Source organism: Streptomyces sp. NPDC050856 (assembly GCF_040653855.1).
Taxonomy (GTDB): domain Bacteria; phylum Actinomycetota; class Actinomycetes; order Streptomycetales; family Streptomycetaceae; genus Streptomyces.
Window position 1 is genome coordinate 32,301 of record NZ_JBFAGV010000030.1, and the last position, 22,330, is coordinate 54,630.

20 protein-coding genes and 1 pseudogene are annotated in these 22,330 nt (G+C 73.1%); 18 read left to right on the plus strand and 3 right to left on the minus strand.

What is annotated here, in order from left to right:
* Nucleotide 1: 1 nt before the first annotated feature.
* From hisH to hisF, 4 genes are read left to right on the plus strand one after another with little or no spacing between them, the layout of a single operon-like run.
* Nucleotides 2-643: an imidazole glycerol phosphate synthase subunit HisH gene (gene hisH / locus AB0H53_RS23535; protein WP_362116651.1), complete on the plus strand. Its 642-nt coding sequence runs from the start codon at nucleotides 2-4 to the stop codon at nucleotides 641-643.
* Nucleotides 644-666: 23 nt separating this feature from the next.
* Nucleotides 667-1,392: a bifunctional 1-(5-phosphoribosyl)-5-((5-phosphoribosylamino)methylideneamino)imidazole-4-carboxamide isomerase/phosphoribosylanthranilate isomerase PriA gene (priA, locus tag AB0H53_RS23540; RefSeq protein ID WP_362116654.1), complete on the plus strand. Its 726-nt coding sequence runs from the start codon at nucleotides 667-669 to the stop codon at nucleotides 1,390-1,392.
* The gene (locus tag AB0H53_RS23545; protein ID WP_362116657.1) at nucleotides 1,389-1,805 is read left to right on the plus strand and encodes a RidA family protein; all 417 of its coding nucleotides are present in this window, start codon (nucleotides 1,389-1,391) and stop codon (nucleotides 1,803-1,805) included. The genes priA and AB0H53_RS23545 overlap by 4 nt, the downstream gene beginning before the upstream one ends.
* Complete coding sequence (gene hisF / locus AB0H53_RS23550; RefSeq protein WP_362116660.1) at nucleotides 1,802-2,566, plus strand: imidazole glycerol phosphate synthase subunit HisF; 765 nt, start codon at nucleotides 1,802-1,804, stop codon at nucleotides 2,564-2,566. The genes AB0H53_RS23545 and hisF overlap by 4 nt, the downstream gene beginning before the upstream one ends.
* A 7-nt stretch (nucleotides 2,567-2,573) precedes the next feature.
* Here hisF and AB0H53_RS23555 read toward each other — a convergent pair whose 3' ends face one another.
* Nucleotides 2,574-2,960: a VOC family protein gene (locus AB0H53_RS23555; protein ID WP_362116663.1), complete on the minus strand. Its 387-nt coding sequence runs from the start codon at nucleotides 2,958-2,960 to the stop codon at nucleotides 2,574-2,576.
* A 163-nt stretch (nucleotides 2,961-3,123) separates the two neighbouring features.
* The gene (locus tag AB0H53_RS23560; protein ID WP_362116666.1) at nucleotides 3,124-3,759 is read right to left on the minus strand and encodes a TIGR03085 family metal-binding protein; all 636 of its coding nucleotides are present in this window, start codon (nucleotides 3,757-3,759) and stop codon (nucleotides 3,124-3,126) included.
* 83 nt (nucleotides 3,760-3,842) lie between these two features.
* On the opposite strand from AB0H53_RS23560, the gene hisI reads away from it, so the two are divergent.
* The 11 genes and pseudogenes from hisI to lgt form a co-directional block, all read left to right on the plus strand.
* A complete protein-coding gene (hisI, locus tag AB0H53_RS23565) occupies nucleotides 3,843-4,196 on the plus strand; it encodes a phosphoribosyl-AMP cyclohydrolase (protein WP_362116669.1) in 354 nt (117 codons plus the stop codon).
* A 4-nt stretch (nucleotides 4,197-4,200) separates the two neighbouring features.
* On the plus strand, nucleotides 4,201-5,718 hold the full coding sequence (locus tag AB0H53_RS23570) for an anthranilate synthase component I (protein WP_362116672.1): 1,518 nt from the start codon (nucleotides 4,201-4,203) through the stop codon (nucleotides 5,716-5,718).
* Between the two features lie 14 nt (nucleotides 5,719-5,732).
* Nucleotides 5,733-6,395, plus strand: a complete 663-nt coding sequence (locus AB0H53_RS23575) for a TIGR02234 family membrane protein (protein WP_362116675.1) — start codon at nucleotides 5,733-5,735, stop codon at nucleotides 6,393-6,395.
* A gap of 118 nt (nucleotides 6,396-6,513) precedes the next feature.
* Nucleotides 6,514-6,789 (plus strand): HGxxPAAW family protein, encoded by a 276-nt coding sequence (locus tag AB0H53_RS23580; RefSeq protein WP_362116677.1) that lies wholly within the window; start codon nucleotides 6,514-6,516, stop codon nucleotides 6,787-6,789.
* Nucleotides 6,790-6,881: 92 nt separating this feature from the next.
* Nucleotides 6,882-7,388, plus strand: a complete 507-nt coding sequence (locus AB0H53_RS23585) for a DUF2752 domain-containing protein (RefSeq protein ID WP_362116680.1) — start codon at nucleotides 6,882-6,884, stop codon at nucleotides 7,386-7,388.
* Nucleotides 7,389-7,503: 115 nt separating this feature from the next.
* Nucleotides 7,504-8,313 carry an indole-3-glycerol phosphate synthase TrpC gene (gene trpC / locus AB0H53_RS23590; protein ID WP_362116683.1) on the plus strand — a complete coding sequence of 270 codons (810 nt, stop codon included), beginning with the start codon at nucleotides 7,504-7,506 and terminating at the stop codon, nucleotides 8,311-8,313.
* Nucleotides 8,314-8,527: 214 nt separating this feature from the next.
* Nucleotides 8,528-8,731 carry a hypothetical protein gene (locus tag AB0H53_RS23595; RefSeq protein ID WP_362116773.1) on the plus strand — a complete coding sequence of 68 codons (204 nt, stop codon included), beginning with the start codon at nucleotides 8,528-8,530 and terminating at the stop codon, nucleotides 8,729-8,731.
* Nucleotides 8,732-8,890: 159 nt separating this feature from the next.
* Nucleotides 8,891-10,186, plus strand: coding sequence for a tryptophan synthase subunit beta (trpB, locus tag AB0H53_RS23600; protein WP_362116686.1), 1,296 nt, complete (start codon nucleotides 8,891-8,893; stop codon nucleotides 10,184-10,186).
* On the plus strand, nucleotides 10,183-11,007 hold the full coding sequence (trpA, locus tag AB0H53_RS23605; RefSeq protein WP_362116689.1) for a tryptophan synthase subunit alpha: 825 nt from the start codon (nucleotides 10,183-10,185) through the stop codon (nucleotides 11,005-11,007). The genes trpB and trpA overlap by 4 nt, the downstream gene beginning before the upstream one ends.
* Before the next feature lie 63 nt (nucleotides 11,008-11,070).
* Complete coding sequence (locus tag AB0H53_RS23610; protein ID WP_362116692.1) at nucleotides 11,071-11,922, plus strand: thioredoxin domain-containing protein; 852 nt, start codon at nucleotides 11,071-11,073, stop codon at nucleotides 11,920-11,922.
* A gap of 156 nt (nucleotides 11,923-12,078) precedes the next feature.
* Nucleotides 12,079-12,891, plus strand: a pseudogene (lgt, locus tag AB0H53_RS23615) (prolipoprotein diacylglyceryl transferase); the annotation flags it as partial.
* Nucleotides 12,892-13,377: 486 nt separating this feature from the next.
* Here lgt and rbsK read toward each other — a convergent pair.
* Nucleotides 13,378-14,262 carry a ribokinase gene (gene rbsK / locus AB0H53_RS23620; RefSeq protein WP_362116695.1) on the minus strand — a complete coding sequence of 295 codons (885 nt, stop codon included), beginning with the start codon at nucleotides 14,260-14,262 and terminating at the stop codon, nucleotides 13,378-13,380.
* Between the two features lie 512 nt (nucleotides 14,263-14,774).
* Between rbsK and AB0H53_RS23625 the strand changes: the two genes are divergently transcribed.
* The 3 genes from AB0H53_RS23625 to AB0H53_RS23635 all read left to right on the plus strand — a co-directional run bounded on the left by AB0H53_RS23625 (nucleotide 14,775) and on the right by AB0H53_RS23635 (nucleotide 21,986).
* On the plus strand, nucleotides 14,775-15,503 hold the full coding sequence (locus tag AB0H53_RS23625) for a VIT1/CCC1 transporter family protein (RefSeq protein WP_362116698.1): 729 nt from the start codon (nucleotides 14,775-14,777) through the stop codon (nucleotides 15,501-15,503).
* A gap of 467 nt (nucleotides 15,504-15,970) precedes the next feature.
* Nucleotides 15,971-20,530, plus strand: a complete 4,560-nt coding sequence (gltB, locus tag AB0H53_RS23630; RefSeq protein ID WP_362116701.1) for a glutamate synthase large subunit — start codon at nucleotides 15,971-15,973, stop codon at nucleotides 20,528-20,530.
* Complete coding sequence (locus AB0H53_RS23635; protein WP_362116704.1) at nucleotides 20,523-21,986, plus strand: glutamate synthase subunit beta; 1,464 nt, start codon at nucleotides 20,523-20,525, stop codon at nucleotides 21,984-21,986. The genes gltB and AB0H53_RS23635 overlap by 8 nt, the downstream gene beginning before the upstream one ends.
* Nucleotides 21,987-22,330 lie beyond the last annotated feature (344 nt).

The following is a 22,330-nucleotide window of genomic DNA, read 5'->3' on the forward strand; positions in this document are numbered from 1 at the left end:
CATGAGCACCGCGAAGAAGGTCGTGGTCTTCGACTACGGATTCGGCAACATCCGCTCCGCCGAGCGGGCCCTGGCGCACGTCGGCGCCGATGTCGAGATCACCCGCGACTACGACCGGGCCATGAACGCCGACGGGCTGCTGGTGCCCGGCGTCGGTGCCTTCTCCGCCTGCATGGCCGGCCTGAAGAGCGCCCGCGGCGACTGGATCGTCGAACGCCGGCTGGCCGGCGGCCGGCCCGTGATGGGCATCTGCGTGGGGATGCAGATCCTCTTCGGGCGCGGCATCGAGCACGGCGTGGAGACCGAGGGCCTGGACGAGTGGCCCGGCACGGTCGGCCCGCTCAAGGCCCCCGTCGTCCCGCACATGGGCTGGAACACCGTCGAGGCCCCCGGCGACAGCGAGCTCTTCGCCGGCCTCGGTGGCGACACCCGCTTCTACTTCGTGCACTCCTACGCGGTCCACGACTGGACCATGGAGGTCACCAACGCCGCCATGCGCGCGCCCAAGGTCACCTGGTCGACGCACGGCGAGCGGTTCGTGGCGGCCGTCGAGAACGGCGCGCTGTGGGCGACCCAGTTCCACCCCGAGAAGTCCGGCGACGCCGGCGCCCAGCTGCTGACCAACTGGCTCAACACCTTCTAGCCCTACACCGAGGATCCGCTGAGATGAGCAAGCTCGAACTCCTCCCCGCCGTGGACGTCCGGGACGGCCAGGCCGTCCGGCTCGTCCACGGCGAGTCCGGTACGGAGACGTCGTACGGCTCCCCGCTGGAGGCCGCCCTGGCCTGGCAGCGCGCTGGCGCCGAGTGGCTGCATCTCGTCGACCTCGACGCCGCCTTCGGCACCGGCGACAACCGGGACCTGATCGCCGAGGTCGCCGGGGCGATGGACATCAAGGTGGAACTGTCCGGCGGCATCCGGGACGACGCCTCCCTGGCGGCGGCCCTCGCCACCGGCTGCACCCGGGTCAACCTCGGCACGGCGGCGCTGGAGACCCCCGAGTGGGTCGCCAAGGTCATCGCCGAGCACGGCGACAAGATCGCGGTGGGCCTGGACGTACGGGGCACCACCCTGCGCGGCCGCGGCTGGACCCGCGACGGCGGCGACCTGTACGAGACGCTCGCCCGCCTGGACTCCGAGGGCTGCGCCCGGTACGTGGTGACCGACATCGCCAAGGACGGCACCCTCCAGGGGCCCAACCTGGACCTGCTGCGCGACGTCTGCGCCGCCACCGACAAGCCCGTCGTCGCGTCGGGCGGCGTCTCCTCCCTGGACGACCTGCGGGCGATCGCCGCGCTGGTGCCCGAGGGCGTCGAGGGCGCGATCGTCGGCAAGGCGCTGTACGCCGAGGCGTTCACCCTGGAAGAGGCGCTCGCGGCGGTGGCGGAATGACCGACTCCGTACGACATGTGGTGACCGGCGTGCCTTGGGAGGAGGAGTTCGGCTACTCCCGTGCCGTGGAGCTGCCCAACGGCCTGGTCCTGGTCTCGGGCTGCACCTCGGTCGTCGACGGGCAGATCGTCGACGGCGGCCCCTACGAGCAGGCGGTCAACGCCTTCAACGTCGCCCTCGGCGCGCTCGCGCAGCTCGGCCTGGGCGCGGCGGACGTCGTGCGCACCCGGATGTACCTCACCCACGCCCGGGACGTGGACGAGGTGGGCCGCGCCCACCAGGAGCTGTTCGGCGCGGTCCGCCCGGCGGCGTCGATGCTCATCGTCAACGGCCTGGTCGACTCCCGGCTCGTGGTCGAGGTCGAGGTCGAGGCGTACCGCACCCCAGGAGCGGCAGGAGGCCCCGCGTCATGACCCTCGCGGTTCGAGTCATCCCCTGCCTGGACGTGGACAACGGCCGGGTCGTCAAGGGCGTCAACTTCCAGAACCTGCGCGACGCGGGCGACCCCGTCGAGATGGCCAAGCTGTACGACGCCGAGGGCGCCGACGAGCTGACCTTCCTGGACATCACGGCCTCGTCCGGCGACCGGGAGACCACCTACGACGTGGTGCGCCGCACCGCCGAGCAGGTCTTCATCCCGCTGACCGTCGGCGGCGGCGTGCGCAGCGCCGACGACGTCGACAAGCTGCTGCGAGCCGGCGCGGACAAGGTCGGCGTCAACACCGCGGCGATCGCCCGCCCGGAGCTGATCCAGGAGATCGCCGAGCGCTTCGGCCGCCAGGTCCTGGTCCTCTCGGTGGACGCGCGCCGCACCGCGGCGGGCACGCCGTCCGGCTTCGAGGTCACCACGCACGGCGGACGCCGGGGCACCGGCATCGACGCCGTGGAGTGGGCGCACCGGGCGGCCGAGCTGGGCGCCGGCGAGATCCTGCTCAACTCGATGGACGCGGACGGCACCAAGGACGGGTACGACACCGAGATGATCGCGGCGGTGCGCGAGCACGTCACGGTCCCGGTGATCGCCTCCGGCGGCGCGGGCCGGCTCGCCCACTTCCCGCCCGCCATCGAGGCGGGCGCCGACGCGGTCCTGGCGGCCTCCGTCTTCCACTTCGGCGACCTGCGGATCGCCGAGGTGAAGGGCGCCCTGCGGGAAGCCGGCCACCCGGTGCGCTGACCGCGCGTCACCCCAGCGGCTGGGCGAGCTGGACCAGGTTGCCGACGGTGTCGTCCAGCACGGCCGTCAGCACCGGTCCGTGCTCGGTCGGCTCCTGGGTGAACACCACGCCCTGACCGCTCAGCCGCTCGTACATGCCCCGCAGGTCGTCGACCGCGAGGACGATGCTCGGCAGCCCGGCCTCCCGCAGCCCCTCGCGGTACTGCTGGGCCACCGGGCTGTCACCGGGCTCCAGCAGCAGTTCCACGTCCTGCCCGGGCGCGGCGACGGTGATGAAGTGCGCCCCGCCGAGATCGAGGTTCGTCCGGGTCTCGAAGCCCAGCACGTCGGTGTAGAAGGCGTGGGCCTCCTTCTCGTCGTCCACGTACACGCTGGTCATGGCGATTCTGATCACTGTCGGGCCTCCCCGGTCGGCTGCGGGTCACCTGCGTACCCTCGATGGTGCCCCCGGCCGCCGGCATCAGACGCGGTGGTTCCTCCCGGGTCCCCGTCCCCCCCCGGGCCCCGGTGCGCGGGGCGGTCCGGCGGGCCGCGCCCACCCGACCGCCCCGCCCGGCTCAGATGCCGAGCTGCTTCGTGGCGTGCAGCCGCTCCACCGCGTCCTTGTCGCCGTCGACCGCCACGTCCGCCACGTCCTGGCGCCCGAACGCGAACATGGTCAGCTCGCCCGGCTCCCCGGTCACCGTCACCACCGGGGTGCCCCGGTGCCCCACCACCGTCTGGCCGTTCGGCCTGCGCAGCACCAGGCCCACCGGCGCCTTGCGGCACAGCAGCCGCGCCGATTTCTCCAGCCGCGTCCACAGGGCCTGCGAGAACACCGGGTCCAGCACCCGCGGCGTCCAGTCCCGCCGCGCCCGCCGCACGTCCTCGGCGTGCACGAAGAACTCCACCGTGTTCGCGCCCTCGTCGATCTGCTTGATCGCGTACGGGGACAGCCGCGGCGGGCCGGTGCGGATCAGCTGGACCAGTTCGTCGTACGGCTTGGAGGCGAACTCCGCCTGCACCTGTTCCAGCCGGCCGCGCAGCGGTGCCAGCAGGATCCCGGCAGCCGCGTCCGGCCGCCGCTCGCGCACCACCACATGGGCCGCCAGGTCGCGGGTCGTCCAGCCGGGGCACAGGGTCGGGGCATCGGGGCCCGCCGCCTCCAACAGGTCGGCGAGGAGGAGCCGTTCACGTTTGGCATGGGTCGACATGACCGCCAGCGTACGGGCGGCGGGCACGGTCCGCCCAGTGGACGCCCCCCGGCCCGGTGCGCCGCCCACGGCACAATGGCCCCATGACCAGCAACCTTGACCCGGCCATCGCCGCCCGTCTCAAGCGCAGCCCCGACGGGCTGGTCCCGGCCATCGCCCAGCAGTACGACACCGGTGAGGTGCTCATGCTCGGCTGGATGGACGACGAGGCCCTGCACCGCACCCTCACCACCGGCCGCTGCACCTACTGGTCCCGCAGCCGCCAGGAGTACTGGGTCAAGGGCGACACCTCCGGCCATGTGCAGCACGTGAAGTCCGTCGCCCTGGACTGCGACGCCGACACCGTCCTGGTCAAGGTCGACCAGGTGGGGGCCGCCTGCCACACCGGCGCCCGCACCTGTTTCGACGCCGACGTCCTCCCGCTGAGTAGGGTCTGACGCCATGGATCTCGACACGTTCCGCAAGCTGGCGGCCGACCGCCGCGTCATCCCGGTCAGCCGCCGCCTGCTCGCGGACGGCGACACCCCGGTCGGCCTCTACCGCAAGCTGGCCGCCGAGCGGCCCGGGACCTTCCTCCTGGAGTCCGCCGAGAACGGCCGGTCCTGGTCGCGGTACTCCTTCATCGGGGTACGCAGCGCCGCCACGCTCACCGCCCGCGACGGCCGGGCCCACTGGCTCGGCACCCCTCCCGTGGGCGTGCCCGTCGACGGCGACCCGCTCGACGCCCTGCGAGCCACCGTGGAAGCCCTGCACACCCCTCCCGCGCCCGGCGGGGGAGACGCCACCGCGCACGACCCCGCCGCGGGGATGCCGCCCTTCACCGGCGGCATGGTCGGCTACCTGGGCTACGACATCGTGCGCCGCCTGGAGCGCATCGGCGAGCACGGCACGGACGACCTCCACCTGCCCGAGCTGACCATGCTGCTCACCTCCGACCTGGCCGTGCTCGACCACTGGGACGGCACGGTCCTGCTGATCGCCAACGCGATCAACCACAACGACCTGGACACCGGCGTCGACGAGGCGTACGCGGACGCCGTCGCCCGCCTCGACGCCATGGCGGCCGACCTCGCCCAGCCGGTCCGGACCGCCCCCGTCGCGCTGCCGCCCTCCGAGCTGCCGCCCAGCACCGCCCGGTGGGGCGGCGAGGCGTACCAGGTCGCCGTCGAGGACATCAAGGAGCGCATCCGGGCCGGTGAGGCGTTCCAGGTGGTGGCCTCCCAGCGTTTCGAGACGCCGTGCGCCGCGAGCGCGCTGGACGTCTACCGCGTGCTGCGGGCCACCAACCCCTCGCCGTACATGTACCTCTTCCGCTTCGACGGCTTCGACGTCGTCGGGTCCAGCCCGGAAGCACTGGTCAAGGTCGACGACGGTCGCGCGATGGTGCACCCCATCGCGGGCACCCGCCCGCGCGGGGCCACGCCGCAGGAGGACCAGGCGCTCGCCGACGAGCTGCTGGCCGACCCCAAGGAGCGCGCCGAGCACCTGATGCTCGTCGACCTGGGCCGCAACGACCTGGGCCGGGTCTGCCGGCCCGGCTCCGTCGAGGTCGTCGACTTCATGTCGGTGGAGCGGTACTCGCACGTCATGCACATCGTCTCGACCGTCACCGGCCGGGTCGCCGAGGGCCGCACCGCCTTCGACGTGCTGACCGCCTGCTTCCCGGCCGGCACGCTCTCCGGCGCGCCCAAGCCCAGGGCCATGCAGATCATCGAGGAGCTGGAGCCGAGCCGGCGCGGACTGTACGGCGGCTGTGTCGGCTACCTCGACTTCGCGGGCAACTCCGACACCGCCATCGCCATCCGTACCGCGCTGCTGCGCGACGGCGTGGCGTACGTGCAGGCCGGGGCCGGTGTCGTCGCCGACTCCGACCCGGCCGCCGAGGACACCGAGTGCCGCAACAAGGCGGCGGCGGTGCTGCGCGCCGTGCACAGCGCCAACCGGATGAACGGCGCGTGAGGACGTAAGGGATAGTGGAGTGCGTGACTGCCGCATCCGTACCCCAGCCCCGCGCCACCGGCGCGCCGGACGTGACGGCCGCCCGGGGCGGCCGTCACAGCCTCGCCGCGGCCCTCTTCCTCGGCGCCGTCGGAGCGACCGTCGTCCTGCTCTCCTCCGGCCAGACCTGGGCCGAGGGCACGGTCGCGGTCGGCGGCGGGACCGTGCCCCTGGAGGCCTCCGGCGGTGACGTCACCGGCGTGCCGACCGCCCTGGCCGTCGTCGGCCTCGCCGCCCTGGTCGCCGTCTTCGCGGTACGGCGCGCCGGCCGGTTCGTCGTCTCGGCCCTGCTCGCGCTGAGCGGCGCGGGCGCGGCGGCCGCCGCGTACCTGGGGGCCTCCGACGCCACGGCGCTGCACGAGAGGGCCGCGGCCACCACCGGTGACACGGCCGCCCGCGCCGCGGAGCTCGGCCACACCGCCTGGCCCTACGTGGCGGCCGCCGGAGCCCTGCTGATCCTCCTGGCCGGGCTGCTGGCGCTGCGCCACGGCCGGAGCTGGCCCGCCATGTCGGGCCGGTACGAACGCGACGGCGGCCCGCGTCCGGCCCGCCGGGCCCGTCCGGCCACCGACCCCGACCGGCCCGAGGACCTGTGGAAGGCCCTGGACCGCGGCGAGGACCCCACGCGCGGGGTCTGACCGGCGACCCGGGAGGCACACCCCCGGATCACCCGGCACGCGCGCGTGCGGGACAATGGCGCTGAGCGTCCGCACCCGGCGGGGCCGTACACAGAGCAACAGCAACGAGGAGCAATTCATGGCGGGCAGCGACCACGGACACACCCCGGCCGCCTGGACCGGTGTCACCATCTCCTTCATCGGCTTCTGCGTCGCCGGTGCCTGCATGGTGGCGGCCAACCCGCTCGGCTTCTGGGTGGGCATGGCCGTCATCCTGCTCGGCGGTGTCGTCGGCTTCGCGATGAAGGCCGCCGGGCTCGGCCAGAAGCCCTCGCCCGCCCTGGACCAGGCGCGCGCCGAGGCGGCCCGCAAGGACCGCACCCCGGAGACCGCGCACGCGGACGCCGCCTCCTGACCCGTTCGGGCACTTCCACGACGCGAGGCGCGGTCCGGCACGGCCGGGCTGCGCCTTTCCGTTCCAGCGGCGACAATCCCCGGGTGGACGCCATGCCGACTCCAGCTCCGAGCGCCTCGACACCGCCGCCGGCTCCGCCCGCCACCGGGGCAGCGCCACCGGGGCTCCCGCCAGGCCCCCCGCGGACCCCGCCCGCGCCGCCCTCGCGCGCCCGGCGGCTGGCCGCGCCCGTGGCCACCCTGGCGGGTGTGGCCGCGGCCTTCGCCTACGTCGGCACCGTCGACCCCAACGAGCCCGGCCACTACCCGGTCTGCCCGCTGCTGCGTTTCACCGGCATCCTCTGCCCGGGCTGCGGCGGCCTGCGCAGCGCCCACGCCTTCGCCCGGGGCGACCTGGTCACCGCGCTCGGCTGCAACGCGCTGGCCGTCGCCGGTTACGCCGTCTTCGCCGTGGTGATGGCGGTCTGGCTGGTGCGCGCCGTGCGCGGGACGCCGTCGCGGGTCACCGTCCGCCCCGTGTGGTGGTGGGTACTCGGCGCCGTCCTGGCCCTCTTCACGATCGTCCGAAACCTGCCGGTGGGTTCTGCCCTCGCTCCATGAACCCGCAGGTCACAGCGGCGGCGTCAACCGGATGCGGACACTCGGCCCACCTGCGGATACCATCGAGGTGACTGATCCTGCTCCACCATCACCCTCCCGGAAGGGGGCCTCTCGCGTGAGTGTGCTCGACGAGATCATCGACGGCGTACGCGCCGACCTCGCAGAGCGACAGGCGCGTGTCTCCCTCGACGAGCTCAAGGAGCGGGCGGCGAAGGCCCCGCAGGCCAAGGACGGCGCGGCCGCGCTCCGTGGCGAGGGCGTCAAGGTCATCTGTGAGGTCAAGCGCTCCAGCCCGTCCAAGGGCGCGCTCGCCGCGATCGCCGACCCGGCGGCCCTGGCCGCGGACTACGAGGCGGGCGGCGCGGCCGTCATCTCCGTACTGACCGAGCAGCAGCGCTTCGGCGGCTCCCTCGCCGACCTGGAGGCCGTGCGCGCCAAGGTCGACATCCCCGTGCTGCGCAAGGACTTCATCGTCACGGCCTACCAGCTCTGGGAGGCGCGGGCGTACGGCGCCGACCTGGCGCTGCTGATCGTGGCCGCCCTGGAGCAGCCCGCCCTGGAGTCGCTGATCGAGCGGGCCGAGTCGATCGGGCTCACCCCGCTGGTCGAGGTGCACGACGAGGAAGAGGTCGAGCGGGCCGTCGACGCGGGCGCCCGGGTCATCGGCGTCAACGCGCGTGACCTGCGGACCCTCAAGGTGGACCGGGGCACGTTCGAGCGGGTCGCCCCGGAGATCCCCGACAGCGTCGTGAAGGTCGCCGAATCGGGTGTCCGGGGCCCGCACGACCTGATCGCGTACGCCAACGCGGGCGCCGACGCGGTGCTCGTGGGCGAATCCCTGGTCACCGGGCGCGACCCCAGGGCCGCGGTGGCCGACCTGGTCGCCGCCGGCGCCCACCCGGCCCTGAGGCACGGACGCGGCTGACCCCGCGATGACAGCCGCCGCCCACCCCGCCACGGCCCCGACGCCGCCCCGGACGCGCCCGCGCCCGGCGCCGTCGGCCGCACGCGGGCGCGGGCGGCTCACCGCGGCAGGCGGTACCCAGGCCGACGGCGGTGCCCCGGGCGCGTACGCGGACGGCCGTACCGTGCCCCCGCCGGTTCCCGGCGCCACCCGCGCGTACCCGCTCACGGCGTCCATGGACGTCCCGGCGGGCCGTGACGCGTACGCCGGGCTCGCCCGGGGCTGCCGCCCGCGCGGCTGCCGGGCACCGGCCCGGCGGGTGCACGGGCGCCGGGTGCGCTATGTCATCGGGGACGAGCCCGGCCAGGTCAACGGCATGCGATGGCGCCCGGGCACCACGCGCCTCCGCCCCTCCGGCAGCCGCCCCCGTCTCCCGTAGCCTCCGCCCCCCGAGCGTCTCCGCTCGGCGTCCGGGCGTGGGCGCGGTCCTCCCCCGACGGGCGCCCCGGGCGACCGGGGCCGGGGCGGCGCCGACGCGTACCGTGACCACCGTTCAGCCGAGACATCCGGGGGCGCCGCCCCCGCGAGGAGCGATCGCATGCCCAGCGAGTTCTTCATCCCCGATCCCGAGGGACAGGTCCCCAGCGCCGAGGGGTACTTCGGTGCCTACGGCGGCAAGTTCATCCCCGAGGCGCTCGTCGCCGCGGTCGACGAGGTCGCCGTCGAGTACGACAAGGCCAAGGCCGATCCGGCCTTCGCCGCCGAACTCGACGACCTGATGGTCAACTACACCGGCCGTCCCAGCGCCCTGACCGAGGTGCCCCGGTTCGCCCGGCACGCGGGTGGCGCACGGGTCTTCCTCAAGCGCGAGGACCTGAACCACACCGGCTCGCACAAGATCAACAATGTGCTCGGCCAGGCCCTGCTCACCAAGCGCATGGGCAAGACCCGGGTCATCGCCGAGACCGGGGCCGGCCAGCACGGCGTGGCCACGGCCACCGCGTGCGCCCTGTTCGGCCTCGAATGCACCATCTACATGGGCGAGATCGACACCGAGCGCCAGGCGCTGAACGTCGCCCGGATGCGGATGCTCGGCGCCGAGGTCGTCCCGGTGAAGTCCGGCAGCCGCACCCTCAAGGACGCCATCAACGAGGCGTTCCGCGACTGGGTCGCCAACGTCGACCGCACCCACTACCTCTTCGGCACGGTCGCCGGCCCGCACCCCTTCCCCGCGATGGTCCGCGACTTCCACCGGGTCATCGGCGTGGAGGCCCGCCGCCAGATCCTCCAGCGCGCGGGCAGGCTCCCGGACGCGGCCATCGCCTGCGTCGGCGGCGGCTCCAACGCCATCGGCCTGTTCCACGCCTTCATCCCGGACACGAGCGTGCGGCTGATCGGCTGCGAACCGGCCGGGCACGGCGTCGACACCGGTGAGCACGCGGCCACCCTGACCGTGGGCGAGCCCGGCATCCTGCACGGTTCGCGCTCCTACGTCCTCCAGGACGACGAAGGCCAGATCACCGAGCCGTACTCGATCTCGGCGGGCCTGGACTACCCGGGCATCGGGCCCGAGCACTCGTACCTCAAGGACACCGGGCGCGGCGAGTACCGGGCGGTGACCGACGACGCGGCCATGCGGGCCCTGCGCCTGCTGTCCCGTACCGAGGGCATCATCCCGGCCATCGAGTCGGCGCACGCGCTGGCCGGCGCCCTGGAGGTCGGGCGGGAGCTCGGCGAGGACGGGCTGATCGTGGTCAACCTCTCCGGCCGCGGGGACAAGGACATGGACACCGCCGCGCGCTACTTCGGGCTGTACGACACCGACGCCGCCCCGGTCGAGGCCGACGCCTCCGCCGAGGACGGCGCCGCCGAGATCCAGAGGGACACCAAGTGAGCGGGAACCTGCGACTGCTGACCGACACCCTGGAGCAGGCCAGGTCGGAGGACCGGGCCGCCCTCATCGCCTACCTCCCGGCCGGCTTCCCGACCGTCGACGGCGCGATCGACGCGGTCAAGGCCGTCCTCGACGGCGGCGCCGACGTCGTCGAGGTGGGGCTGCCGCACAGCGACCCGGTCCTGGACGGCCCGGTCATCCAGACCGCCGACGACATCGCGCTGCGCGGCGGCGTCCGGATCGCCGATGTGATGCGCACGGTCCGCGAGGCGCACCGGGCCACCGGGAAGCCGGTGCTGGTGATGACGTACTGGAACCCCATCGACCGGTACGGCGTCGAGCGCTTCACCGCCGAACTGGCCGAGGCGGGCGGCGCCGGCTGCATCCTGCCCGACCTGCCGGTCCAGGAGTCCGGGACATGGCGCGAACACGCCGAGAAGCACGGTCTCGCCACCGTCTTCGTCGTCGCGCCCAGCAGCAGGGACGAGCGGCTCGCCACCATCACCGAGGCCGGCTCCGGCTTCGTGTACGCCGCGTCCCTGATGGGCGTCACCGGCACCCGCGAGTCGGTCGGCGAACAGGCCGCCGACCTGGTGCGCCGCACCCGCGCCACCAGCGGACTGCCGGTCTGCGTGGGTCTCGGCGTGTCGAACGCCGCGCAGGCCGCCGAGGTGGCGTCCTTCGCCGACGGCGTCATCGTCGGCTCCGCGTTCGTCAAGCGGCTCCTCGAAGCCGACGACCACGCGGCCGGCATCACGGCCGTACGGGAACTGGCGGGCGAACTCGCCCGAGGCGTGCGGCGCTCCACGGCGGGCGCATAGCTCGTACGGGTGGATGTGGACCGGGGAGGCACGCGCGTGCCTCCCCGGTTCGTTGCTGTGGGCGTGAGCGAGAACAACAGTGCAGGCAGGGGGAGCGCCCGTGAGCGCCTCCAGAGGGACCGTGAGCGGCAGAAGGCCCGCGACAGGCGCAGGCGCACCGTGATCGTGTCGGCCGCCGTCGTGGGTGTGCTCGGCCTCGCCGCCGTCATCGGCGTCATCGCCGCCAACGCGGGCCGGGACGGCGACGACTCCGCCTCGGGTCCCGTCACCGCGCCGGTGGGCGCGAGCGGCAAGGACCGGCTCGCCATCCCGGTCGGCGCGACCGACGCCCCGTCCACGCTCACCATCTGGGAGGACTTCCGCTGCCCGGCCTGCGCCCAGTTCGAGAACGCCGCCCGGAACGCCATCCACGAGCTGGTCGACTCCGGGCAGGTCAGGGTCGAGTACCACCTGGCCACCATCATCGACGGGAACATGGGCGGCAGCGGCTCGCTGAACGCGGCGAACGCCGCGGCCTGCGCCCAGGACGCCGGCCGGTTCGTGCAGTACCACGACGTGCTCTACCAGAACCAGCCGCCCGAGCCGGACGACGCCTTCGCCCAGGACGCCAAGCTGTTCGAGCTGGCCGGGAAGGTGAAGGGGCTGGACACCCCCGCCTTCCGCGGCTGTGTGTCCGAGGGCAGGCACGACGGCTGGGTGAACAAGTCCAGCCAGGCGTTCCGCGAGGGCGACTTCCGCGGCACTCCGACCGTCCTGCTCAACGGGGAGTCCGTCTTCCCGAACAAGGGCAAGGAGCAGATCTCCGTGGACAACCTGAAGAAGTGGGTCGCCGAGGCGAACAAGGGCAAGAAGCCCGGGACGGCGTTCCCCTCGCCGCCGGCCGCCCCGCGGACCCCCGCCGCGCCGGAGCGCTGACCCGTCCCCGCCCCCATGGCCCGGCCACCGGAGCGGGATTCCCGGGGGGCCGCCAGGGGCTGTCCGTGGTCCGGCGCGGCGGCCGGCGCTCGTTATGCAGTCTTTGCCGGGCGGGTTGCCCCGTCTCCCGCCCGGCAGGGTAGCGTCGGTGCTGCCATGGACCTTGCCTACATTCCCAGCCCGTCGACCGGTGTGATCCACCTCGGACCGCTCCCGCTGCGCGGCTACGCCTTCTGCATCATCATCGGTGTCTTCGTCGCCGTCTGGTACGGCAACAAGCGCTGGATCGCCCGGGGCGGCAAAGCCGGCACCGTGGCGGACATCGCCGTCTGGGCGGTGCCCTTCGGCCTTGTCGGCGGCCGGCTCTACCACGTCGTCACCGACTACCAGCTGTACTTCAGCGAGGGTGAGAACTGGGTCGACGCCTTCAAGATCTGGGAAGGCGGCCTCGGCATCTGGGGTGCGATCGCGCTGGGCGCGGTGGGCGCCTGGATCGGCTGCCGGCGCCGTGGCATCCCGCTGCCGGCGTACGCGGACGCCATCGCGCCCGGTATCGCCTTCGCCCAGGCCATCGGCCGCTGGGGCAACTGGTTCAACCAGGAGCTGTACGGCAGGGCGACCGACGTGCCGTGGGCACTGCGGATCAGCGAGGGCCCGAACCGTCAGGAGGGTCTGTACCACCCGACCTTCCTCTACGAGTCGCTGTGGTGCGTGGGCGTCGCGCTGCTGGTGATCTGGGCGGACCGCCGGTTCGGGCTGGGCCACGGCCGGGCGTTCGCGCTGTACGTCGCCGCGTACTGCTCGGGCCGGGCCTGGATCGAGTACATGCGGGTGGACGAGGCGCACCACATCCTCGGCATCCGGCTGAACGTCTGGACGGCGATCCTGGTCCTCCTGCTGGCGGTCACGTACATCGTGCTGTCGTCGCGGACGCGGCCGGGCCGCGAGGAGACCGTGGAACCCGCGGCCGCCGGACCGGGGGACGACCAGGACGGGACCGGGCCCGAGGACACGGGCCGGTCCGCCCGGCGGAAGCCGGTGAAGGCACCGGAGGCGGCCGGAACACCGAAGCCGGCCAAGCTGACGAAGGCGGCCGAGCAGACCGAGCCGGCCAGGACGCCGGGGACGGCGAAGACGCCCGGGACGGCGGGGCCGGCGGACACCGCGGCGGCCCCGGGCTCCCCGGGGGGCGCGGACAACAAGAGCTGACCGCTCGGCGCCGGTGCTCGGCGCGTGGGGCGGGAGAGGCGGCCGTCCGGTACCCGGCAGGGTTCCGGACGGCCGCCTTCCGTTGTGCGGGCGGTGGCACGGCCCGGCTCGGGCAGGCGGGAGAGAGCCGGGCCGGAGAGGGCCGGGCGGTGACGGCCGTGCGTCCCGGGTCGCGGCCGGGCCACCACGGGCCGGCGCCGGCCCGGGGCACGGGGCCTCAAGCCCGCGACCGGTGGACCGGGCGGGTCATGCCGCGTCGATCTCCGGGCGGCAGGGCATGGACGACGAGGCGCCGGGGCGCTGGACGGAGAGCGCCGCGGCCGACGACGCCCAGGTGAGGGCGTCGGCCACCGGTTTGCCCTCGCCGAGCGCGACCGCCAGCGCGCCCACGAAGGTGTCACCCGCGGCGGTGGTGTCGACCGCCCGGACGCGGGGCGCGGGGAGCGTGACGGGGCTCGTCCCGCGGGCCGCGTACAGGCTGCCCGACCCGCCGAGGGTGATGACGACCTCCGGGACGTCACGCAGCAGTGCCTCGGCCGCCGCGTGCGGGTCGGCCAGGCCGGTGAGGGCGGCGGCCTCGTGCTCGTTGGGCACGAGCAGGTCGGTCGCGGCCAGCAGCTCGGGCGGCAGGGGCCGCGCCGGGGCGGGGGTGAGGACCGTGCGGACGCCGTGCCGGCGGGCGGCCTCGGCGCCGGCGACGACCGCGGAGAGGGGCAGTTCGAGCTGGAGGAGCAGGGCGTCCGCGGTGGCGATCAGGGTTTCGTCGCCCGGACAGAGGCAGGTGACGGTGCCGTTGGCGCCGGGGATCACGACGATCGAGTTGCCGCCCTCGTCGTCGACGACGACATGAGCGGTGCCGGAGGGGCCTTCGACGGTGCGCAGATGGCCGGTGTCGACTCCGGCGCCGGCGAGTCCGGCGCGCAGCCGGGCGCCGAACTCGTCCGAACCGACGGCGCCGATCATCGTCACGTCGGCACCGGCACGGGCGGCGGCGACGGCCTGGTTGGCGCCCTTGCCGCCGGGCACCGTGCGGAACTCCCGCCCGGTGACGGTCTCGCCGAGCCCGGGTGCCCTGCTCACATAGGTGACGAGGTCCATGCTGGTGCTGCCGAGCACCGCGATGTGCGTCATGGGTGATGTGCCTCCTGTTGCGTCGGCCGGCGCGGGGACCGGTCGGTGAGCCGAGTCGGTGAGTCGGTGGGTCGGGGGCGGTGAGGGCGTCGGGTCCGGTGGGGTCGAAGGGGCGGGCGGCGGTGGTACGGCCGTTCGTGCGGCGGTCCGGCGGCCGGACGGGCGGTCGGGCCGCCCGGCGACGGAGCCCGTGCGGCACCGCCGGGCCGGTGTCCCGACCTCCCGCCGGCACCGGCGGGCGGAGTGCGCGCGGTCACCGTCGGCCGGGGGTGAGGCGGCGGGGAGAGCGCGGTGTCCGGTGCGTCGCGTGTACCCAGTGGTGGCGGCGGTACGCGGCGCGCGGCCGGTCCGCCACGGTGCCGAAGCCGAGTCCGTGACCGGCCCGAAGCGATCCCGGAGCGGCAAGTTAGTAAAGCCTGCCTTGCTGGCACGCCCCTTACATCGTGCGTATTTTCGAAGGTGTTGGGGGAGCGGGGTCACCCGGACCCGCTGTGCTGAGCAAGGGGAGAACTGTGTCCATCATCGAGACCGAGGCGCCGCTTCACGAGGCCCACCGCGACAACCACACCCACCGCGACGTCAACGGCGGCTGGCTGCGCCCGGCGGTCTTCGGCGCGATGGACGGGCTCGTCTCCAACCTCGCGCTGATGACCGGTGTCGCGGGTGGCGCGGTGTCCCAGCAGACCATCGTGATCACCGGGCTGGCCGGACTGGCGGCCGGCGCCTTCTCCATGGCGGCCGGCGAGTACACCTCCGTCGCCTCCCAGCGCGAGCTGGTCGAGGCGGAACTCGACGTGGAACGCCGGGAGTTGCGCAAGCACCCGGTGGACGAGATGGAGGAGCTCGCCGCCCTGTACGTGGCCCGGGGCGTGGAGCCCGCGCTCGCCCGCCAGGTGGCGATGCAGCTGTCGAAGGACCCCGAGCAGGCGCTGGAGATCCATGCCCGTGAGGAGCTGGGCATCGACCCCGACGACCTGCCCTCGCCGATGGTGGCTGCGTGGTCGTCCTTCGGATCGTTCGCGCTGGGCGCCCTGCTGCCCGTACTGCCGTACCTGCTCGGCGCGACCGCGCTGTGGCCCGCCGTGGTGCTCGCGCTGCTCGGCCTGTTCGCCTGCGGTGCGGTGGTCTCCCGGGTGACGGCGCGCGGCTGGTGGTACAGCGGGCTGCGCCAGCTGGTGCTCGGCGGCGCCGCCGCGGCCGTGACGTACGGGCTCGGCGCCCTCTTCGGCGCGGCGCTCTGACCCGCACGGCGGCGGGTCGCCGCCGTGCGCCCCTCCTCCGACCTCCCGCCCCCTCGGTGCTTCGGCCGAGGGGGCGGCGGCGTGCCCCGGCCGTGTTGTGACGAAGCTCCAATGGCGGGATCGGCGAGTCGGTGGGACACTATGCGTCACGCCACATAGGTAGTCGTTACCCGGTGGTTTCGCTTCTCTCTCCACCGGGCATGACCCGTGAGCGCCGCGGGCAACGAAGCCTGCTCCCTCGCGTGCCCTCGGATGTCCCCCCCCGGTGCTCCGATACGCCCGCGAAACCACTCCACCGCTTGCCGCGGTGTCCGCATGCTGGAATGGACTATCCGCTTTCCGAGAAGCATTCCATCATGTAACCTGCACGAAATTTTGCGAGGGCCAACGTCGTCCCTCGGCACTCGCGCCCCACCCCGGACCCCGTCCGGGCGGCGCCCCCAGCCACGACGACGACGGGAGAGCCGATGCGTTCCGACGCCTGGTCGCCCATGGACGGTCGCCCCGCTCCGCAGGGGATGTACGACCCCCGCAACGAACACGACGCCTGTGGTGTCGGGTTCGTGGCCACCCTCACCGGTGTTGCCAGTCACACCCTGGTCGAGCAGGCGCTGACCGTACTGCGCAATCTGGAACACCGGGGCGCCACCGGTTCCGAGCCGGACTCCGGCGACGGCGCCGGCATCCTGCTCCAGGTCCCGGACGCCTTCCTGCGCGAGGTCACCGGTTTCGCCCTGCCCCCGGCCGGCTCGTACGCCGTCGGCATCGCCTTCCTCCCCGAGGACGGCCACGACGAGGCCGTCTCGCGCATCGAGACGATCGCGGCCGAGGAGGAGCTGGACGTCCTCGGCTGGCGCGAGGTCCCCGTCACCCCCGAGCTGCTCGGCGCCACCGCCCGCTCGACGATGCCCGTCTTCCGCCAGCTCTTCGTGGCGGACGGGACGAGCACGGGCATCGCGCTGGACCGCAAGGCGTTCCTGCTGCGCAAGCGCGCCGAGCGCGAGGCCGGGGTCTACTTCCCCTCGCTCTCCGCCCGCACCGTCGTCTACAAGGGCATGCTCACCACCGGGCAGCTGGAGCCCTTCTTCCCGGACCTGTCGGACCGCCGCTGCGCCACCGCCGTCGCGCTCGTGCACTCCCGGTTCTCCACCAACACCTTCCCCAGCTGGCCGCTCGCCCACCCGTACCGCTTCGTCGCCCACAACGGCGAGATCAACACGGTCAAGGGCAACCGCAACTGGATGCGGGCACGCGAGTCGCAGCTCGTCAGCGACCTCTTCGGGAGCGAGAAGCTGGACCGGGTCTTCCCGGTCTGCACACCGGACGCCTCCGACTCCGCCTCCTTCGACGAGGTCCTGGAGCTGCTGCACCTCGGTGGCCGCTCGCTGCCGCACAGCGTCCTGATGATGGTCCCCGAGGCGTGGGAGAACCACGACTCCATGGACCCGGCCCGGCGCGCCTTCTACCAGTACCACTCCACGATGATGGAGCCCTGGGACGGCCCCGCCTGCGTCACCTTCACCGACGGCGTCCAGGTCGGTGCCGTGCTGGACCGCAACGGTCTGCGCCCCGGCCGCTACTGGGTCACCGACGACGGTCTGGTCGTCCTCTCCTCCGAGGTCGGCGTCCTCGACATCGACCCCGCCAAGGTGGTCCGCAAGGGCCGCCTCCAGCCCGGCAGGATGTTCCTGGTCGACACCGCCGAGCACCGCATCATCGAGGACGACGAGATCAAGGCCGCCCTCGCCGCCGAGCACCCCTACCAGGACTGGCTGAACGCCGGGATCATCCAGCTCGAGGACCTCCCCGAGCGCGAGCACATCGTGCACACGCACGCCTCCGTCACCCGCCGCCAGCAGACCTTCGGTTACACCGAGGAGGAGCTGCGCGTCCTGCTCGCGCCGATGGCCCGCGCGGGCGCCGAGCCGATCGGCTCCATGGGCACGGACTCGCCGATCGCCGCGCTCTCCGAGCGCCCGCGCCTGCTGTTCGACTACTTCACCCAGCTCTTCGCGCAGGTCACCAACCCGCCGCTGGACGCCATCCGCGAGGAGCTCGTCACCTCGCTGCACTCCTCGCTCGGCCCCCAGGGCAACCTGCTGGAGCCCACCGCCGCGTCCTGCCGCAGCGTCACGCTGCCCTTCCCGGTGATCGACAACGACGAGCTGGCCAAGCTCATCCACATCAACGCCGACGGCGACATGCCCGGCATGAAGGCCGCCACGCTCTCCGGCCTGTACCGGGTCTCCGGCGGCGGCGAGGCGCTGGCCGCGCGGATCGAGGAGATCTGCGCCGAGGCCGACGCCGCCATCGAGGGCGGCGCGCGCCTGATCGTGCTCTCCGACCGGCACTCCGACGCCGAGCACGCGCCGATCCCGTCGCTGCTGCTCACCTCCGCCGTCCACCACCACCTCATCCGCACCAAGCAGCGCACCCAGGTGGGCCTGCTGGTGGAGGCCGGTGACGTCCGCGAGGTGCACCACGTCGCGCTGCTCATCGGGTACGGGGCGGCCGCCGTCAACCCGTACCTCGCCATGGAGAGCGTCGAGGACCTGGTCCGCGCGGGCACGTTCGTGGAGGGGCTGGAGCCCGAGCAGGCCATCCGCAACCTGATCCACGCCCTCGGCAAGGGCGTACTGAAGGTGATGTCCAAGATGGGCATCTCGACCGTCGCCTCCTACCGGGGCGCCCAGGTCTTCGAGGCCGTCGGCCTGGACGACGCCTTCGTGGAGAAGTACTTCAACGGCACGGCCACCAAGATCGGCGGCGCCGGCATCGAGATCGTCGCCAAGGAGGTCGCCGCCCGCCACGCCAAGGCGTACCCGGCCTCCGGGATCTCCGCCACCCACCGCGCGCTGGAGATCGGCGGCGAGTACCAGTGGCGCCGTGAGGGCGAGCCGCACCTGTTCGACCCGGAGACGGTCTTCCGCCTCCAGCACGCCACGCGCTCGGGCCGCTACGACATCTTCAAGCAGTACACGCGGCGGGTGAACGAGCAGTCCGAGCGGCTGATGACGCTGCGCGGCCTGTTCGGCTTCGCGCCGGACCGGCAGCCGGTCCCGCTGGACGAGGTCGAGTCGGCCGACGAGATCGTCAAGCGGTTCTCCACCGGCGCCATGTCGTACGGCTCCATCTCCAAGGAGGCGCACGAGACCCTCGCCATCGCCATGAACCAGCTGGGCGGCAAGTCCAACACCGGTGAGGGCGGCGAGGACCCCGACCGCCTGTACGACCCGGCGCGCCGCTCGGCGATCAAGCAGGTCGCCTCCGGCCGGTTCGGTGTGACGAGCGAGTACCTGGTCAACGCGGACGACATCCAGATCAAGATGGCCCAGGGCGCCAAGCCCGGCGAGGGCGGCCAGCTGCCCGGCCACAAGGTCTACCCCTGGGTCGCCAGGACCCGGCACTCCACCCCGGGCGTCGGCCTGATCTCCCCGCCGCCGCACCACGACATCTACTCCATCGAGGACCTGGCTCAGCTGATCCACGACCTCAAGAACGCCAACCCGGCGGCCCGCATCCATGTGAAGCTGGTCTCCGAGGTCGGCGTCGGCACGGTCGCCGCCGGTGTGTCCAAGGCCCACGCGGACGTCGTCCTCATCTCCGGCCACGACGGCGGTACCGGCGCCTCCCCGCTCACCTCGCTGAAGCACGCGGGCGGCCCCTGGGAGCTCGGCCTGGCCGAGACCCAGCAGACCCTGCTGCTCAACGGGTTGCGCGACCGGATCGTCGTCCAGACCGACGGCCAGCTCAAGACCGGCCGTGACGTGGTCATCGCCGCGCTGCTGGGCGCCGAGGAGTTCGGTTTCGCCACCGCGCCGCTCGTCGTCTCCGGCTGCGTCATGATGCGCGTCTGCCACCTGGACACCTGTCCCGTCGGTATCGCCACGCAGAACCCGGTGCTGCGCGAGCGCTTCGCCGGCAAGGCCGAGTTCGTCGTGAACTTCTTCCGGTTCATCGCGGAGGAGGTGCGCGAGCTCCTCGCCGAACTGGGCTTCCGCACCCTGGAGGAGGCCGTCGGCCACGCCGAACTGCTCGACACCGAGCGGGCCGTCGACCACTGGAAGGCCCAGGGCCTGGACCTGGCCCCGCTCTTCCACGTCCCCGAGCTGCCGGACGGCGCCGTCCGCCACCAGGTCACGGTCCAGGACCACGGCCTGGAGAAGGCGCTCGACAACGAGCTGATCGAGCTGGCCGCCGAAGCGCTCGGCGCCTCCTCCGCCGAGGAGGCCCAGCCGGTCCGGGCCCAGGTGCCGATCCGCAACATCAACCGGACCGTGGGCACCATGCTCGGCCACGAGGTGACCAAGAAGTTCGGTGGCGCGGGCCTGCCCGACGACACCGTCGACATCACCTTCACCGGCTCGGCCGGCCAGTCCTTCGGCGCGTTCCTGCCACGCGGCATCACGCTGCGGCTGGAGGGCGACGCCAACGACTACGTCGGCAAGGGCCTGTCCGGCGGCCGTGTGATCGTCCGCCCCGACCGGGGCGCCGACCACCTGGCCGAGTACTCGACCATCGCCGGCAACACCATCGCGTACGGCGCGACCGGCGGCGAGATCTTCCTGCGCGGCCGCACCGGCGAGCGCTTCTGCGTCCGCAACTCCGGCGCGCTGGTGGTCTCCGAGGGCGTGGGCGACCACGGCTGCGAGTACATGACCGGCGGTCACGCGGTCGTCCTGGGCGAGACCGGACGCAACTTCGCGGCCGGTATGTCGGGCGGCGTCGCGTACGTCGTCGACCTCGACCGGGACAACGTCAACGCCGGAAACCTCGGCGCCGTCGAGACCCTGGACGAGACGGACAAGGCGTGGCTGCACGATGTCGTGCGCCGCCACCACGAGGAGACGGGCTCGACCGTCGCCGAGAAGCTCCTGGCCGACTGGACCACCGCCGTGGACCGATTCAGCAAGATCATCCCGACCACCTACAAGGCAGTGCTCGCCGCCAAGGACGCCGCCGAGCGGGCCGGTCTCTCCGAGACCGAGACCACCGAGAAGATGATGGAGGCGGCGACCAATGGCTGACCCCAAGGGCTTCCTGACCACCGGGCGCGAGGTCGCCAAGACCCGCCCCGTGGCCGAGCGCGTCAAGGACTGGAACGAGGTCCACGTCCCCGGCTCCCTGCTGCCGATCATCAGCAAGCAGGCCGGCCGGTGCATGGACTGCGGCATCCCGTTCTGCCACAACGGCTGTCCGCTGGGCAATCTGATCCCCGAGTGGAACGACTACGCCTACCGCGAGGACTGGCAGGCCGCCTCCGAGCGGCTGCACGCCACCAACAACTTCCCGGAGTTCACCGGCCGCCTGTGCCCGGCCCCGTGCGAGTCGGCGTGCGTGCTGGGCATCAACCAGCCGCCGGTCACCATCAAGAACGTCGAGGTCTCCATCATCGACAAGGCGTGGGACTCCGGTGACGTCACCCCGCAGCCGCCCGAGCGGCTGTCCGGCAAGACCGTCGCCGTCATCGGCTCGGGCCCGGCGGGCCTGGCCGCCGCGCAGCAGCTGACCCGCGCCGGTCACACGGTGGCGGTGTTCGAGCGGGCGGACCGCATCGGCGGTCTGCTGCGGTACGGCATCCCCGAGTTCAAGATGGAGAAGTCGCACATCAACCGGCGCATCGAGCAGATGCGCGCGGAGGGCACCAAGTTCCGCACCGAGATCGAGATCGGCCGAGACATCGACGCCGCGAAGCTCCGGCAGCGGTACGACGCGGTCGTCGTCGCCGCCGGCGCGACCGTCTCGCGCGACCTGCCGGTCCCGGGCCGCGAGCTCAAGGGCGTCCACTTCGCGATGGAGTACCTGCCGCTCGCCAACAAGGTGCGGGAGGGCGACCTGACGGTCTCCCCGATCACCGCCGAGGGCAAGCACGTCGTGGTCATCGGCGGCGGCGACACCGGCGCGGACTGCGTGGGCACCGCCCACCGCCAGGGCGCGCTGTCGGTCACCCAGCTGGAGATCATGCCCCGGCCCGGCGAGGACCGGAACCCGGCCACCCAGCCGTGGCCCACCTTCCCCATGCTCTACAAGGTCACCTCGGCCCACGAGGAGGGCGGCGAGCGGGTCTACTCGGTCTCCACCACGCACTTCGAGGGCGACGAGGACGGCAACGTCCAGTTCCTCCACCTCGTGGAGGTCGAGTTCAAGGACGGCAAGCTGGAGCAGAGGCCCGGCACCGAGCGGAAGATCCCGGCCCAGCTGGTCACCCTCGCCATGGGCTTCACCGGCACCGACCGGTCCAACGGCCTGGTCGAGCAGTTCGGCCTGGCGCTCGACGAGCGCGGCAACATCGCGCGCGACGAGAACTACGCGACCAACGTCGACGGCGTCTTCGTCGCCGGTGACGCCGGCCGCGGCCAGTCGCTGATCGTCTGGGCCATCGCCGAGGGCCGCTCGGCGGCGCGTGGTGTGGACCGGTACCTGACGGGTACGAGCGAACTGCCGGCCCCGATCCGCCCGACGGACCGCGCGCTGGCGGTCTGACAACCCCATACGTCCCGTACAACGGCGTGCGGAACACAGCAGCGCCTGCCTCGTCCCCGACCGGACCCCGGCAGGCGCTGCGCTCTGTCCGCCCCCGGTACGCCCGCACCCCGCACCCGCACCCGAACGCGCGGAACGCGCCCTGGTGGGGGCCCGGCCGTTCTCCCAGGATCGGGGGGAGGGCCTGATGACGGCGGCGCGGACGGGTGCCGGCCGGATCGAGCGCCTCTGGTGCAGCTCGGTCAGGCAGTAGCGGGTCGGCCACGGCCACCTGGACGGCGCCGTGAGCGGACCACCACGCTCGATCTGCGCAACGCCATCCCGCTCGGCCTGTCGCCGACCGT